Origin of the sequence: Virgibacillus salarius, assembly GCF_039521925.1 — a bacterium.
Classification (GTDB): domain Bacteria; phylum Bacillota; class Bacilli; order Bacillales; family Amphibacillaceae; genus Virgibacillus; species Virgibacillus salarius.
Genome location: NZ_BAAACY010000007.1, coordinates 1 through 15,705, shown reverse-complemented (window position 1 = coordinate 15,705; position 15,705 = coordinate 1). Strand labels below are relative to the sequence as shown.

General features: G+C 31.5%; 16 protein-coding genes and 2 pseudogenes. 11 read left to right on the top strand and 7 right to left on the bottom strand.

Features of this window, described 5'->3' with window-relative positions; genetic code table 11:
- Positions 1-316: 316 nt before the first annotated feature.
- Positions 317-772 carry a GNAT family N-acetyltransferase gene (locus tag ABDZ84_RS01035; RefSeq protein WP_343779424.1) on the top strand — a complete coding sequence of 152 codons (456 nt, stop codon included), beginning with the start codon at positions 317-319 and terminating at the stop codon, positions 770-772.
- A 204-nt stretch (positions 773-976) separates the two neighbouring features.
- Here ABDZ84_RS01035 and ABDZ84_RS01030 read toward each other — a convergent pair whose 3' ends face one another.
- Together ABDZ84_RS01030 and ABDZ84_RS01025 are read right to left on the bottom strand one after the other, a co-directional pair.
- Entirely contained in the window at positions 977-1,066 is a 90-nt protein-coding gene (locus ABDZ84_RS01030) for a hypothetical protein (protein WP_343779427.1), read from the bottom strand.
- 590 nt (positions 1,067-1,656) lie between these two features.
- Positions 1,657-1,821 carry a hypothetical protein gene (locus ABDZ84_RS01025; protein ID WP_281949193.1) on the bottom strand — a complete coding sequence of 55 codons (165 nt, stop codon included), beginning with the start codon at positions 1,819-1,821 and terminating at the stop codon, positions 1,657-1,659.
- Positions 1,822-2,161: 340 nt separating this feature from the next.
- Here ABDZ84_RS01025 and ABDZ84_RS21420 point away from each other — a divergent pair, with 340 nt between their 5' ends.
- Together ABDZ84_RS21420 and ABDZ84_RS01020 are read left to right on the top strand one after the other, a co-directional pair.
- Positions 2,162-2,554 (top strand): YxeA family protein, encoded by a 393-nt coding sequence (locus tag ABDZ84_RS21420; RefSeq protein ID WP_026680676.1) that lies wholly within the window; start codon positions 2,162-2,164, stop codon positions 2,552-2,554.
- Positions 2,555-2,585: 31 nt separating this feature from the next.
- Positions 2,586-3,113, top strand: a pseudogene (locus ABDZ84_RS01020) (replication initiation factor domain-containing protein); the annotation flags it as partial.
- A 116-nt stretch (positions 3,114-3,229) separates the two neighbouring features.
- Here ABDZ84_RS01020 and ABDZ84_RS01015 read toward each other — a convergent pair.
- Together ABDZ84_RS01015 and ABDZ84_RS01010 are read right to left on the bottom strand one after the other, a co-directional pair.
- Positions 3,230-3,910, bottom strand: coding sequence for a VOC family protein (locus ABDZ84_RS01015; protein WP_343779419.1), 681 nt, complete (start codon positions 3,908-3,910; stop codon positions 3,230-3,232).
- A gap of 1,197 nt (positions 3,911-5,107) precedes the next feature.
- Entirely contained in the window at positions 5,108-5,338 is a 231-nt protein-coding gene (locus tag ABDZ84_RS01010) for a hypothetical protein (protein WP_343779416.1), read from the bottom strand.
- A gap of 86 nt (positions 5,339-5,424) precedes the next feature.
- Here ABDZ84_RS01010 and ABDZ84_RS01005 point away from each other — a divergent pair, with 86 nt between their 5' ends.
- Both ABDZ84_RS01005 and ABDZ84_RS01000 read left to right on the top strand, forming a co-directional pair.
- A complete protein-coding gene (locus ABDZ84_RS01005) occupies positions 5,425-5,667 on the top strand; it encodes a hypothetical protein (protein WP_343779414.1) in 243 nt (80 codons plus the stop codon).
- A gap of 191 nt (positions 5,668-5,858) precedes the next feature.
- A pseudogene (locus ABDZ84_RS01000) lies at positions 5,859-6,119 on the top strand (integrase core domain-containing protein); the annotation flags it as partial.
- Between the two features lie 39 nt (positions 6,120-6,158).
- On the opposite strand, the gene ABDZ84_RS21415 reads toward ABDZ84_RS01000, so the two are convergent.
- Positions 6,159-6,602, bottom strand: a complete 444-nt coding sequence (locus ABDZ84_RS21415; RefSeq protein WP_425542062.1) for a VanZ family protein — start codon at positions 6,600-6,602, stop codon at positions 6,159-6,161.
- Positions 6,603-6,930: 328 nt separating this feature from the next.
- Here ABDZ84_RS21415 and ABDZ84_RS00995 point away from each other — a divergent pair, with 328 nt between their 5' ends.
- Together ABDZ84_RS00995 and chrA are read left to right on the top strand one after the other, a co-directional pair.
- Positions 6,931-7,236, top strand: coding sequence for a PadR family transcriptional regulator (locus tag ABDZ84_RS00995; protein WP_026682580.1), 306 nt, complete (start codon positions 6,931-6,933; stop codon positions 7,234-7,236).
- 15 nt (positions 7,237-7,251) lie between these two features.
- Complete coding sequence (chrA, locus tag ABDZ84_RS00990) at positions 7,252-8,448, top strand: chromate efflux transporter (protein WP_343779411.1); 1,197 nt, start codon at positions 7,252-7,254, stop codon at positions 8,446-8,448.
- Positions 8,449-8,937: 489 nt separating this feature from the next.
- Here chrA and ABDZ84_RS00985 read toward each other — a convergent pair whose 3' ends face one another.
- Positions 8,938-10,293, bottom strand: coding sequence for a PepSY-associated TM helix domain-containing protein (locus ABDZ84_RS00985; RefSeq protein ID WP_343779408.1), 1,356 nt, complete (start codon positions 10,291-10,293; stop codon positions 8,938-8,940).
- A gap of 610 nt (positions 10,294-10,903) precedes the next feature.
- Here ABDZ84_RS00985 and ABDZ84_RS00980 point away from each other — a divergent pair.
- The 4 genes from ABDZ84_RS00980 (at position 10,904) to ABDZ84_RS00965 (ending at position 14,490) form a co-directional block, all read left to right on the top strand.
- Positions 10,904-11,395: a MepB family protein gene (locus ABDZ84_RS00980; protein WP_228089022.1), complete on the top strand. Its 492-nt coding sequence runs from the start codon at positions 10,904-10,906 to the stop codon at positions 11,393-11,395.
- Positions 11,396-11,623: 228 nt separating this feature from the next.
- Positions 11,624-12,673 carry an ArsR/SmtB family transcription factor gene (locus ABDZ84_RS00975; protein WP_026682583.1) on the top strand — a complete coding sequence of 350 codons (1,050 nt, stop codon included), beginning with the start codon at positions 11,624-11,626 and terminating at the stop codon, positions 12,671-12,673.
- 16 nt (positions 12,674-12,689) lie between these two features.
- Positions 12,690-13,922: an MFS transporter gene (locus tag ABDZ84_RS00970; protein WP_228089021.1), complete on the top strand. Its 1,233-nt coding sequence runs from the start codon at positions 12,690-12,692 to the stop codon at positions 13,920-13,922.
- A gap of 376 nt (positions 13,923-14,298) precedes the next feature.
- The gene (locus ABDZ84_RS00965; RefSeq protein WP_026682585.1) at positions 14,299-14,490 is read left to right on the top strand and encodes a hypothetical protein; all 192 of its coding nucleotides are present in this window, start codon (positions 14,299-14,301) and stop codon (positions 14,488-14,490) included.
- Positions 14,491-14,698: 208 nt separating this feature from the next.
- Here the strand turns inward: ABDZ84_RS00965 and ABDZ84_RS00960 are convergent, their stop codons facing one another.
- On the bottom strand, positions 14,699-15,220 hold the full coding sequence (locus ABDZ84_RS00960; protein ID WP_026682586.1) for a hypothetical protein: 522 nt from the start codon (positions 15,218-15,220) through the stop codon (positions 14,699-14,701).
- Positions 15,221-15,705 lie beyond the last annotated feature (485 nt).

The window sequence follows — 15,705 nt, the reverse complement described above, 5'->3', positions numbered from 1 at the left end:
TTTAAAAAATATTTTTGAGAATTCTGCAGCTCTTTGATTTTATTAAAAAAGTAATTATGAAATTGAGTCATGTAGATAACAATAACAATGTTACGGAGCGTTATATACGTGTGCTTGAAGTAAATGATACGAGTATTTTGGCTTATTGTTACTACCGTAAAAAAGTGAGAACATTTAAGTTAAAAAATATCCTTTCAACTGGACCAGTTAGAAAGCGAGTGGGGGCGTAATGGTGTAGAGTGCTTATCGATTATCATGTTAGTATAGTGATATTGAAAAAATTCTAAATGTTGAAAGCATTTATTTTGGAGGCTGTATGAAAAAAATCAAGATAAAACAAATAGACAATCTGTTTAATGTTGATGTGACTGATTTATTAAAGCAAAGCAAAGACGAAGGTTATCGTTTTATAGAGAGGTTAATTACCGATTATAAAAATGGGAACAATACTTTTACCAATTTTGGTGAGGGCTTATTTGGTGTGTTCGATGAAGGGGGTATTCTAATTGCTATTGGAGGACTTAATAATGATCCTTTTTCAAATGAGCAATCTATCGGTAGATTGAGAAGGTTTTATGTTAGTAAAAGCTATAGAAGAAATGGTATTGGAAGTTTGTTGTTAAAAAAGATAATTCTAGAAGCAAAACAGTATTATCAAATCTTGGTACTTCATACAGATACAGAACAAGGTGATAAATTTTATGTTTCATTTGGGTTTTTGAGGGGAAATCTTTATCCAAATTCAAGTCATTATATAATATTGAAAAATTAAAGTATTTATAGGATCATCAATACTTTATTTAGAAAAAGGCCCCCTCATAAGAATGAGAGGCTTTACGTAACATGATACCTTAAGGAATGACATTATATAGACTAATGGAGATGTTTACAACATAATATGCAGTTACTTAGTTTTATCAACTTATTACTTAACAATAACACGCTCATTACTCATTGACTCTTTTAAGGCATTAATCTAACAATTACAAATCATAACTACATTTCCATCTGGGTCTTTTATGTTAAACCAGGCTGTATCACCGACCCTTTCTATTTCTCTTACAATTTCAATGTCTTTGTCTTTAATATATTTATATGCTTCTTCAATTTTTGGAGCATATAAATTAAAAATCGGACTTGGACTAATACTATGCCTGAATTCAGGATCAAAGGTGTGGTCATCTAAAGTTAAAGAAGTTGTTCCTACTAAGGGGACATTATAAACAGGTGAAACTACTTTGTCTAAATCAACATTTAGCTAATAAATCGGTGTACCATTTTGCTGAGACCTTCAAATTTGTTACATGAACAAACACGCCATTCATTTGGTTTTTTACAGGTAATGTTTTTTCCATTTTAAAATCGCCTCCTTTTTCGACTATCCTATTATTTATTTCTATGTATTTCCCGAAAATTCCTTCTGTTTATTAAATAAAATGACCTTTCCTTGTATAAACATTAGGCTTAGATACTGTGAAAGTAGAAAAAATAAGTATATAAAAGTTACTGATAAATAATTGTCATTAGAAAGTGATATTTATGTGTGGATTGATTAAAAAGCCCCTCATAAGAGGAGGTTTTTAAGTTGTGTCGGTGTGACACTGTGGGTAAGTGTTTACATTATATACATAATAGTATTAGTGCGCAATAATAAGCTTAGTAAGAATTTTCCTTTTCAACAAACAATAAAATAAGTGTTGCTAAAGGCCCTAATAATAAGGAGAGCAAGAACCAATTTAAGCCAGTTCTGTTTTTGCCTTGTGCAATACCTGCATTAATCAAAGCTAGAGTACCCCAGCCTACAAAATAGCTTTCATCCATTATATAATCCCCCTCTTGAGTTACTGTAATCAACGTTGTTATAATTTTAGATGGTAGATAGGCTTTTTGCAACTAGACTAATAAGCAAAGAATAAAACGGCCCTCACTTTTGTGGGGGCTTATCTAACCTCTTAACTCTTCGTATTTAATTAGTTTTTTAAACTCTCTATATACTTAATAATAATCCAGTGGTGACATCTATATAGGGAATCTTTATATGTGCAGTATATATTTCATATGTATTATACACCTTACATAATTGAAAGAGTATATTATTTTTAGAAGTGTTAATATATCTATATAGCATCAAAAGAACATACAGTGAAGGAGTAAATAAAGTATGAGGAAAAGATTTTGCATATTGATATTAGCAATTGTATTTAGTATAGGATTAGCTGGGTGTGAGAAATCAGAAGAATTAAGTAGTAACTTGAGTCGCTATAATCCATTTGCAAGTAAAACAGATGTGTATGGAGTGGTAACAGTAGAACCTACAAAAGATCCCATAGCAAAAGAACACGGTGATGATGTTAATTCATATGATTTAATTGGATATGATAAAGGTTTAAATGAAATTGATTTAAGTTTTAATTCTAAGAATAAGCACCCAATTGGAACATATATCAAAGCTATAAAAAAAGGTAGTGATACTCGAATGCATGATGTGACAGTCGTTAAGAAGGAGGATGTTCCCGAAAATATAGTAAATAAATTAAATGAACATCAAAAATAGCGTCCATTAAGAATGAAGGGAACATAATTAAAACGATATTGATTATGTGCTTGAAAATGTATTGCATTTGAAAAAGGAATACATGCAGGAATTACAAACAGGCTTTTATGGCTACGTTGGTACATATCAACTAGATAACATAAAAGTCTTTTATTCTGTTAAGGGAGATAATATAGGCATATTAATTGAAATGTCTGGGAAAGGCTGTCGGCAGTTTGAAAGCTTTTTAAATTGGCGAAAAAAGACATGGTTTGATTTTTTTAATGATTGTTTAGAGTATAAAGGAACATTTACTAGATTTGACTTAAGCAATAGATGATTATAAAACGTATTTTAAGTAAGCCATATCAAAGTTTAGGAAGTCAGATTATAACGGTTTCCTATTCAATTGAAGATGGTTCAACAGGCGGTACAACAATTTATTTTGGTTCTAAAAAATCGGAAGTATATTTGTGCTTTTACGAAAAAAATTACGAACAAGCTCTAAAAGTATAATAAGCTTTTGGAAGATTTCCCAGAATGGAATAGATATGAATTACGCTTAAAGAATGTTCGGGCGCCCCTCTTTTACTTATTGGCGAAGTAGAGGGGCTTAATGTAAGGTTGGAACAGTTCGTTATAGCTGTTTCATTTTCATTATGTCCCTAGCTTAATAACAGATTATAGTTCATATTTTTATCCTTCATAGGTTTCTAAAATGTGATTGTAGTTTACAATAATTTTACTATTATTAGATGTAGTAATTTCCATAGGGAATATGGCAGATATTTTATCAGAAAATATCCATTCTCTCCCTGGCTGATTAAGTATTATAAAAACTCCCTTTGATTTTTCTCCCATAAAATTAAGCGAGGTTGTACTTAATGGGTAATTATCTCGTTCATTAATTCCAATTGCCATTAATTTTTCCCCAGCACTTATAGCATCATCTACTGTAAGTCCTATTTCACTAATGTTTAAAACACTTTCTATAGAAAAAGGGCCTTCTCCTTTTTCAGCAATAGAGTGTCTTGAAATAAATTCCACTACATTACCGGCTGGATCGTAGAAGTATAGCGCATGAGCTGGGAGGTGAGAGAAATCTGCTTCATCCTCTCCATCCCTATCATTTAATTGTACTTTTTCTTTTACCCATGCTTTAGCTTCATCAAATTTATTAGCAAGTATATTAAAAGCAAAATGGTAATAGGGATACCCTTTTACGTTTTCTGAGGTAAATTCCAATTCACTTGATCCAATTGCAATTCGAAAACTATTTTCAGTCTCCGTAAGTAGAGGAAACCCGAAAGTATCCACATAGAATTCCCTCATTTTTTTGATATTATTTGTTTGAAGAGTTAATGTTTGAATTTCCAATATAAATTGTACCTACTTTCTGATGAAATTTTCTAAAGACTCTATCATCGTTAGTATACTATATATAGAAATAATTAAAAATACTAATTTCAAATCAAAAGGTATCACAAATCGTTATATAAAATATTAGAAAAAAACTACATTATCTTTTATATAGACAGCAATAACATAGTTACGGAGCGTTATATCCGTGTGCTTGAAGTAAATGAAAAGCGTATTTTGGCTTATTGTTACTATCGTAAAAGAGTAAGATACATTTAAGTTAGAAAATATCCTTTCAGCTGGACCAGTACGGAAGAAAGCAATGTAAAAAATAAGCCCCGTCCTTAGTTGGATGGGGCAGTTTTTTCATATTGTAAAAGCTTTTCAATTAATACGCCTATTGGAATATCCAGCGCAATAGATATTTTTAAAAGTGTGTCCAACCTCATGTTTTAAATCGACGAATTTTTTGAACCAAATTTGAAAATACGGATTCCCTTAAACCACTCTTTTTTGACAGAGCGTACCGAGTCATTTCACATATGATGAATTAGAAAAAGCTGATAATAATTCACCTAAACTTCGGGCTGCTGGTAAAAGTAAAAAGGATCAAAAATGAAAGTGAAGAAGCCCTGTTTTTTATTTGGATTCGTAATCCCTGAGGCTTTGATCGGGCTTTCTTTCACTCCTCACTATAACTTAAAAAAGAAATAGTGTGTAAGATCATACGTCGATGACCTTACCCACTAATCTTAGTATGTTTTTTAGTACTTTTTTATAATTCTACCACGCCTTTTTTAGAACTATTTATATAATAATTGAAACTAATTGTATCATTGATTCTCGCACCTACTCCTTGTCCCCTAATAGAAACTCCTACTAAATGGTATCCTTGAAGTTTTACACGAACCCTTTTTTTATCGCTAGAAATATTAGTGGTTTTAGTTTGTTGTATCCAATCTACTGGAAATGATAAAAGTGAATGAGACTTTACATTTTTAATTCTAGAAAACTTTTTCTTCTTTCCACTTCCTGTGTAAGTATATGTTATATCAGCAGTAATTGTACCGGGTTTTAACGGATTACCGACTTTAAGTGCAACAGTAAGCCGTTTAGAACCATTTTTGGTTGTTGCTAGAGTTTAAAACCCACTAGAGTTTAGCTATCTGAAATGCTAGATTGTTCCTCCAACACTTCTATAGCTTGTTCTAATTTCTATTCTTGTTCCAACTCCTGTAATGCTTTTTCAAAATCTTCTACACTATCAAACTCAACTATTGGTGTTCCTTCTGGCAATTGATCATTACTTACTATTTCAAAAATTTCACTTTCGTCTGAAATCCCTTTCAAATCATCATATATTGTACTTGAAGCAAAATCATTAGTGCTAAAGGTTCCAATTATAAACATAGATACAAGTAAAGATGAAAATAGTTTCTTTTTCATTTTCTTAGCTCCCTTTTTATATATTAAATAGACTAAAATATATAAAATGGTAATTCACCATAATTTTTTTGAAAAAGAGGGATATATTGAATAATAATAAAAATGGCATTTTGATCACTAGTTTTTTATTAGTTTTATTCTTTTCTTTTTATTTTGATATTGGTCATCGTACTGAAGGTGAGTATCATTATTATGGATTCCCTGCTGATTGGTTAGTTCTTTTTGAAGGGGATCTCAGAAGTTTTAAACTATTAGGTATTTTATTTAATAGTGTATTTTTCTATTTTATTACCTTGTTGATCATTAAAATTTTTAAAAAGGTACTTTGAGTTATTAGAAGAAAAAAATAAAAGATTAAAATATGTGGGTATTTAGTTAGTTAAAAATAAGTTAGGGAACGTCCTTACTTCACTTGGTGTTTTGAATCCTTATTTCTTGTCAGCATTGGGATGAGGATTCTTTTTAATATAGCGTTAGAAATTAATCCAGACGAAACTCCTTTCCTTCACGCTACTCTTAATATACATCGAAAGAATATTGCTGCGTGACAACAGTAGCTGACATCACAAACAGTATGTCCCGTGTTGGAAAATGCATTGATAATACACCTATAGAAAACTTTTTTGGGCATTTTAAAGCTAGGTGTTATGACTTGAAACAATATAAAAGTGATGAGGAATTATTACAGGGTATAGATCGATATATCCAATTCTATAATGAAGAACGTTACCAGGAGAAACTCAACAGCCTGTTAGAATATCGGTACAAGGCTGTTGAGTAGATTTTTTGTTTTTCACTGTCTATTTGATAGGGGAGCAGTTCAGAAACTTAGTTTTGTGAATATATTAAAAATGAAAAATCCAATTGTACTGCCTAATAGACTAAGAATAATATCATCGATATCAAATACACCTAACATTAACAAGTATTGTAATAATTCTAAAAGTGTATTGAATATAAGTGTAAAATTAAAAACAAATGCGTAACTATTTTTTATAATTAATGCTACTAAAACACCAAATGGAAGAAACGCCACTATAATGCCAAACAAATTATAAAACCATATGCTTAGATTATAACTACTTAAGCTACTTATATAATTTGCGATTGTCGAAAATGGAATCAAATTAGCTGAGTCTTCAGAATATCCTTTAAGGGTGATTAACAGATAAAATTCTATAAAATGAATAGATGTAAGAAAAATCAAGTATATTAATGTGGAACTTAATAACAACTTTTTTCTAAGATTGATTTCTATGAACATAATATACACCTTGAAATAATTTGCTCTTAATAGTATATTCACTTGTTTATATATATGAACAACTATTACACTGTATTGTGTCATTTATTTGAAGTTGAAATTAATATAATGGATGAATGTATGAGGAGGATGCTCAGGTATGGTTATTATCTGGGTATTTTTATTGAATTGGTTAATTTAACGTAAAAAGCGGCAAATAAATAACGAATGTAAACTTCATGTAAAGAAATTTATATCATGTTGCATTGAAAATAAATACAATATAAAATTAAAGCGTAAATCGATATCGGTTTTCGATATTATGGTTGTTTGCGAAAGGGGTAGTTAATTGGACAATAAGATATTACGCAAGCTTTTTTTAGGTTTCATTCACATTCACATCTTACACCATGCGAAAGAAGAACCTATATATGGATCTTGGATGCTTGAAGAATTACATGAGCATGGATATGAAATGAGTGCTGGTACGCTTTATCCGATACTTCATCGAATGGAAAAAGATGGGCTTCTTAATAAAAGTGAAGTGAATGTTGAGGGGAAGATAAGAAAATATTATCGAGCTACAGATAAGGGCGTAGAGGTTCTTGAAGAAGCAAGAGCAAAAGCTTATGAGTTATTTAAGGAAATCAAATAAAAGGAGGCTGAATCTATGTCTAAAAATAATAAAAATAAAATTCAAACACTTATTGAAATATTATTAACTTCTACAAAATTAGGTTTAACTTCATTTGGTGGACCAGTTGCTCATCTAGCTTATTTTAAAGATGAATATATTGACCGTCGTAAATGGTTAGATGATCGAACCTATGCGGATATTATTGCTATTTGCCAATTCTTACCTGGTCCTGCTAGTAGTCAGGTAGGTATATCTATAGGAATGATGAGAGGAGGTTTGCTTGGAGGGTTTATCTCTTGGTTTGGATTCACCGTACCATCAATTATTGTATTAATTGTTTTTGCGCTAATGTATCAGACATTTTCTTTAGATGATGCTGGTTTTATACACAGCTTGAAAATCGTTGCTGCGGCAGTTGTCCTTCACGCATTAATAGGGTTAGGAAAAAAGTTAACACCTGACAAATCTCGTTTAGCCATAGCTATAGCAGCTGCTAGTATTATGCTGATATTTCCATCTGCGTGGATGCAGATCGTAATCATTTTAGGTGCTGGTATGGTAGGGTTAAAATTATTTACTGATAAAGCTGAGTCAAAAATTCAGCCTTTTTCTGTAAGTATTTCAAAAAAGCTCGGTTTGACTTCTTTAGGTATTTTAATAAGCTTACTTATAATACTGCCTTTGTTAAATAGAGTATCAGACAATCCCTTACTTAATATTTTTGATATCTTTTTTAGAGTCGGATCGTTAGTTTTTGGTGGCGGACATGTCGTATTACCAATGATTGAGCGTGAGGTAGTGCCAACAGGCTTATTAACAGCCAATGAATTTTTAGCTGGATATGGTATGGCACAAGCTGTACCAGGACCATTATTTACTTTTTCCAGTTACCTTGGAACGATGATGGAAGGTATAACTGGAGCTATTATAGCAACAATTGGAATATTTCTACCATCATTTTTACTTATTGTAGCAGCTTTACCGTTCCTAAATGAATTACGTCAACGAGCAACTTTTCAAGGTGTACTGATGGGTGTTAATGCTAGTGTTGTAGGTATTTTGTTAGCTGCATTTTATGACCCAGTAATAAAAAGCTCTATTTTTAATCCGGCTGACTTTGCCTTAGGTATTATATTATTTAGTCTGTTAAATATATGGAAGGTGCCGGCTTGGTTGATTGTTATAATAGGTGTTATAGGTGGCTATGTTTTACAGATAATGATACCATAATGATGTTGAATACGAGGACTAATCATTAATTGCATTGATTCTAAAAGAGGCTGAGACAAAAGAATGAAGAAACAATTAAAAACGAGCGATAATTAGTTGAAATTAATTATCGCTCATTTTTTGATTAGAAAAATTAAATTAGCACCTGAAATAAGTGAGACTCCAGCGGGAACAGCACGAGTCCGAAGATCCACTTGGTAACGTATTTTTCTTTACCAAGTTAGCTGAGACCGTGCCCGCGGAAAGCGCGTATATTTTCACGGTGCAGCGATGATACTCCTATTGATAACCTGATTATTCGGATTTTAAATAAAGAAGTTGTGTTTTGTCTCAGCCTCTTTTTACTTTTATTACAAAAGTGGTATGAATAGAAAAACTCAGAATGAGAGCCTAATTACTAGTTACGATAAGTATGCCTTCCAGCAAATAGGCTCTAGATCTGAAATAAGTTTATCGTTAATTCTGTTTATCTAATTTATGAACTCCCCATTATGCTTTGGCTTTATATTTATTGATAATTAAAATAAGTAATTCAGTTATGATAACTAAAATTAGAGAGATACCAAAAAGAGGCATAATGATACCTAGAGTAATCATGAAAATGATAAATCCTGCCGATAGTTGAGTGGGCACTTTTGGTGGAGCTGAAAGTTCTCCTCTTTTTTTACGTGACAACCAAGTTTTGATTCCCCACAATATAACAAAAAGGAAAGCAAGACAAACTGTCAAATTTATCAGTTTATTTGGCCAACCGAATAGATGTCCTTCATGTAATGGAATTCCCCAAGTAAACCATTTTTTTAGTATTCCATAATCTTCATAACTCACATGTGATATTAAATTACCACTATATTGATCAAAATAACTAGTTATTTCATCGTATGGGCTAACATCTAATCCTGTTACGCCACTATTGCTAGCTTTTGATACTGTATAAACACCCTCTTCATCAGAGGGGTAAACAATAGAATACGGTTTAGAGATGTTTGATTTTTTAATTTCCTTCATTAAAGTTTGAACCTGTATCATATTACTGTTGTCATATGTATTCGTTTTACTAACACCATGATGTCCATGGGAGTCAGGTTTGTTCGATGTAGGAGTCTCATTTTCTCTTGTTGCCCAAGGAATTTCGTTTATATCAGAAGTTGGAGGTTCTTGTGTTAAAATTGGAACGCCAATAGATGGGTTGTCGTGAGCCACTGTATTTATAATATTTCCCATAAAAGCAGACCAAGGCAACCCTGTGAAAATAATAATTACCATAGGTATTGTAATAATCGTGCCAATTAATGCATGCCATTTCTTATTTCTTTGACGAGTTGTTGATTTCTGTCTTCTCTTTAAAGCTCTACTTTTTACTGTCATATATATACCTGAGAGTAATAAAAATACTGCCCAGCAAGCTGCTAGTTCAACAAGGTAATTAACTATTGTTCCTCCGACAAATAATGAACTATGAGTATTTCTCATTACATTTGAAAATGTGTATTTTGAATTTTGACTACCAACTATTTGATTATGATTATCTAAAAAAACGTATCTTTCTTCTCCAGCGTCATTAGTCATTGTTAAACGAGTATTATATGGATCATCTAGAACAATTATTTTTGTCACACCATAACCTTTGTATTGCTCTTTTGCTTTTTCTATACCTTGATCAATAGATAATTGCTCATTACTAGATCCTTCTCCAAAGAAAAAGTCTTTGTATACTACATTCTCTACATTCGTGTAAAATAAATAGCCAATTCCAGTTAGTGTTAAAGTTATAAGTAGTGGTGTGATAAACAGAGCAGCATAAAAATGCCATCTCCAAAAACGATTGTAATTTCCTTTCTTCAATAATACCCCCCCATTTATGGTTGAATTAATTTGTGATTTTATAACATATTATAATGTTATTTATAAAAATCAATATATAGAATGTATAACTATATATTAATTTAAAGGATTATTAGGTACAATGCATTTGTGTTAATTAATGTGAAAATTTGATGGAATATAACAGAAGCGTGGAAGATTGAATTCGTTTTTGACTCCTTTTCTACCATAAAATTTACGTAAATTTATTCTAAGGGGGAATATACGCGTGGGTAGAGATTATAAGTAGTGATAAGGGCCATACAAGCTCAATAAATACGAATTAGGAAGAGACCAAGCAGACGTACGGTACAAAAATACATAGGTAAAGAAACCCCAAAAAGCATGTATTATACAATATTCATGCTATCGATTTAGAAAAATTATTTATTATAATTCTTTGACTAAAAATAAGTACAGAGGAGGTGCTGACAATAGCGAAGAGCGAGTATCTTACTTATTCCTTTAATAAATACTAATATTACAGAATTGATTTCTATCGAGAAATAATTTGAATATAAGCAAAAAGCAGAAAAACGATTCCCTGAAATTCTGCTATAATGATTATGATGTAAAGTTATGGAGGAACTAGATGATGAAGTCAATAGAATTAATAGATAGCTTATTGTCGTGTATAGGAAATTATGAAATAACAAATGTATCTGAGGAAAAGCAAAACTATGAATATGAAGGGGTTAGTTTTAGTGTATTAGATTATAATTATCGAAGTCGTTTAGCTAAACTAACTCCAAAGAAAAAGGGATATTTTGTAGTGTTTTGGGAGAAAAATACGAATAATCAAAATCAAGCGTATTCTTATTATGAAAGTCCTAATAAAATTATTGTTACCGTTATAGATAACGAATTAAAGGGACAGTTTATTTTTCCAAAATCAGTACTACTCAAGCACGGAATATTAAGTAGTGAAGCTTCTAAAGGGAAGATGGCGATAAGAGTTTATCCAGCTTGGGAGAATGAACTAAACCGTTCTGCGACAAAAACGCAAAAATGGCAAATAAATTATTTTATTGATGTATCAAACGGAGTGGATAATGAAAGACTAACAGATTTGTATTTCTCCTAGTTATGTAAACCGTATTTCATTATTACTAGATTTTAACTCGGTAATAACGCTTAGATTGTCTTTAGATTAACAATATAGGTTGGGTCAAAAGATTCCTAAATAAATGGATAGTTATTAAATTGAAATGGACATTCTCTATAAAAGAAATGTCTTTTTTAATTCTAATTAATTCAAAAAATATTGAATATGTAATTCTATTAATATAGAATTAATCCAGGAGGCGATAATATGGATTTATTAACGACAGGGGTAAAACGTGAGAGAGAAAAATATACCGTTGAGATAAAAAGCTCTCTTTTGTGGGAATCGGCATTAGGAATAGCGGCTATTACGAACACATCCCTAATCAGTACTCTAGACCTTTCTGAAAAAGATTACGAGCTGATTAGCCAATCATTATCTAAAAACATGAAAGAGCAACTTGACTATGTCCAAGCAAACAATACATGGAAAACACTTCTACAAATTTTGCATCAAGAGGATTTCAAGGACTTAGCTTCTTTTAATAACTATGTAAAAAGCTTGTCTTCCATAGAATTAAAGTGGATCGCCATTCCCTATCTAGGAAAAGAAGGAGAAATATTAAAAAAGGAGCTTTTAAAAGGATCCAAAGATGCACTTAGAGAATTAAAGTACATAACAAAAGACCACACTTTCCTTCCAACATACCTTGAATTTATTCATAAAGTATCTATTGAGAAATTGAAGGCTCACTTGATTGAAGTTATGTCTGGTTGGTTTAAAGCAATTATAGAGCCTCATAAAGTAAAATTGGAATCTATTCTTTTAAGGGATAAAGCTTTAAAAGAAAAAATGCTTAAAAATTTTGAACCAGACCAGTTTGTAGAATGGGCAACAGATGGTGTGCAGTACCCTCCAGAGCCAAGTGTACATAAGGTTTTACTTATTCCTCATTATATCTATCGTCCCTGGAATGTCGAAGCTGACTTGGAAGGTGTAAAAGTTTTTTATTATGCCGTAGCAAACGAAAGTATTTCAGATAAAAGCAAATTTGTACCCAATAAACTCTTAGTACAAAGGTTTAAAGCGTTAGGAGATGAGAATCGTTTGAAAATCTTAAAAATGATCAAAGAAAATAATGTAACTCTTCAAGAGCTAACAACTAAGTTGCAATTGGGAAAAACGACTGTTCATCATCATTTGAAAATCCTAAAGTCTGCAAGGTTAGTTTCTCAGAGCTTAAATGAATATGTCTTAGTTGATAAAGCTATAGAGAATTTACCAATGGAACTCAAATTTTACTTAGAGAGTGAATAATAGAGGGGGAAGCTACATGGGAGTTTCGATTGAACAGGCTGAATCCAAGAATACAGTGCCTGAATTTAGAAAGAATTATCCTGTATTTAGATTTATAGGTGGAAACTTAATTTCTTTTTTTGGAGACCAAATTTACTTAATTGCTCTACCTCTAATTGTGTTAGCCCTAACTGGTTCGCCATTAAGTATGGGGATAGTAGCAGCATTAGAGAGACTCCCAATTTTAATTCAGCCGTTTACTGGTGTATTGGCTGATAATTTTAACCGGAAGAAAATTTTGTTAGTGTGTGACTTAGGTAGATTTTTAATGATAGGTATTTTAGGATTATTATATATAATGGATAACTTACTTATCTGGGAAGTCTATGTAGCTGCATTCATTGTTGGGGTTTTAACCCAAGTATATAATACGTCACAATTTGCTTCTGTACCTAGATTAGTACAGAAAAAGGATTTACAATTAGTGAATTCGATTAATACAGGGATATTTCAAACGGCTGTATTTATTGCACCAGGATTAGGTGGACTTCTGATTAGTATTTTTAATCCTGGAATAGGTTTAATTATTAACAGTCTTTCTTTCCTTGTGGGGTATTTCGTTATATTGAGTATTAACATAGAATCTAATTTACAAAACGAAAAACTTAGCGGCTTAAAGGTATTTGCTGATATTAAAGAAGGATTTCATTTTGTCATTCACCACAAGCCGATATTATATACAAATCTAGCTATGCTTATTTCAATATTTGGAACGACGCTTTTTTTAACAATGTTAGTTATTCATTTAAAATCTACAATAGGTTTAGATGCTATTCGGATAGGGTACTTACTTTCTATTGGTGGTGTTGCTGCAATTATTGGCGCACTAATTACAAATGTACTCAAGAGATATTATTCATACAAGAGCATATTATTTATTGCTGGTTTTGTAGGTGGTGGATCGATTATAGCTTTTGGTTTATACGATTCCTTCAGTTGGTTAGTCATAATGAATGCATTAGGAACAATAAGTGCTGCCATTATGAGTCCTTGTATTGTGACCATTAGACAAAAGCTTAGTCCAGATCATTTATTAGGGCGAATACAAGCAACTAGTCGCTTTATGACATGGATTTTAATGCCTTTTTCTGCTTTAGTTGCTGGTATCTTAGGCGAGCACCTCGGTACCACTCAAACATTCTTAATAGGGGGAACAATTGCTACATTAGCATCTTTTATCTATTTACATCCTTCTTTAAATAAAGTTTAAGCTTCTTCTTATTTGAAAAATATGATTTTTCTCTGCAGGACACACTAATGAAATAAAATATATTAACGAAACCATTATAGGAAATTGTTAGCCTAAGAATAGTAGTATTCTATTAGGAATTACAAAAACATACAAAAGGTAAGTACAAAGGAATTTACAGCTTATGGATCTTGTGGTGAAACAAGAACTAATCCTTTTATAAAGATGAGGTTATAGACACGCTACAATATGTTTAGAAAGTAAAGAGGACTGGGAGGAGACTTTTAAGTAATCTAATATCTATGTTACAACATTCGCTACTAGGAAATGTTATCAGTCATGCCAACTGCGTTTTGGTAGATTCAGTCATAAAAATAAAAATTTACATGGAGGATACATGGATGTGAAAACTAGTAAAATAATTAATATAATTGGAGTAGTATTAGTTAGTGTTACAGGTGTTTTGCATTGGTTTTATTACGATGCTATGAAATCTTGGTTTACTGGTCTTCCAGGACTTATGATTATTATCATACTATTTTCTATGACTTTTTATAAACCGAGGAATGAAAGGGAAATGGATGAATAAATAGGTTTTTTGTACTTTATTCATCCATTTAATTGACAGATCAGACACCGAATCGGTCTTGCTATCAGCTCAAGAAGAGGGCTTAGCGTAGCACAGTAATGGGTAGTGAAAAATCAAGAGAAAGTTTCCCAAAACTCAATAGGATTATCTCATTAATTATTCCGAAGTTGTATAGTTTAAATTGAAAAGAGAATTAATAATACAATGGTTAATCAGTGATGTACTCTACATCTTTACTAAAATCTAATAGTTTATCAGTATAAACTACCCAATATTTAATATTTTTACTATAGTCATCCGTTATTTTTAGTTGATATTCAATGGACTTAACTGGTTCTCCAAGGACCCTGATATCTTTTGCATTTTCCAGACCCAATTGAACTTCTGTAAGTACAGTTGCGACTGGTGCTCCTTCGGCAGTAAGAGATGTTACATCTCTCTCGCCAATTACCCAGTTTACTTCATTTCCCTCTTTTTTTAGAATCGATATTTTTAATCCATGAAGTTTATGTGTAGATATAACAAAGATATAATCACCTTTTATATCGTAATCAATAACATGTTCATCATTCTCGCTATTATCGTTTAGTTCTCTTAAAATCTGATCCTCTAAAGAAATAGTGGAAGTATCGTTAGCTCTATTACTATTGATATTTTTATCATCATCACTAGAACACCCAACTAAAATTAGTGAAAATGCAAGCATAAAAACGTATAGATATGTTTTCATCTTTTTCTCCTCCTTTTAGACCTACCCATTGGGAAATGCCGATTCTTACATTAATGAAGTATTACAATGCTATAACTACATTAATCTTATCATTAAATATACACTGTTTTAATCGTAACGATCGATAAGATGAACGTATGTAATGTTTTTATGAAAAATAAAAGCCTTACAAAGATCAGCTTTTAGAGAATAACTACTTGTGAGAATAACAAAAATTTGAATTAATTGTTATTAGCAGTATTCCCACATATATGAACGATGCAGTTAAATGAGTTATTTTACAGAAATGCTTCATTCTTAAATAAGATGGTACCTTTCTGGAGCTTGACAGATTGGCGTTGGCAAAATGGAAATAGAAGATTAGGAAAAGTGTAGCAAAAACAAATATATGCTAGTTTAAGTCTTATCGTTATATTAGGAGCATTCCTGTAAGGGAGAAATTTGAGGGGATATCGAAGCAGAGTCCGGATGCATAAAAAAAGCCC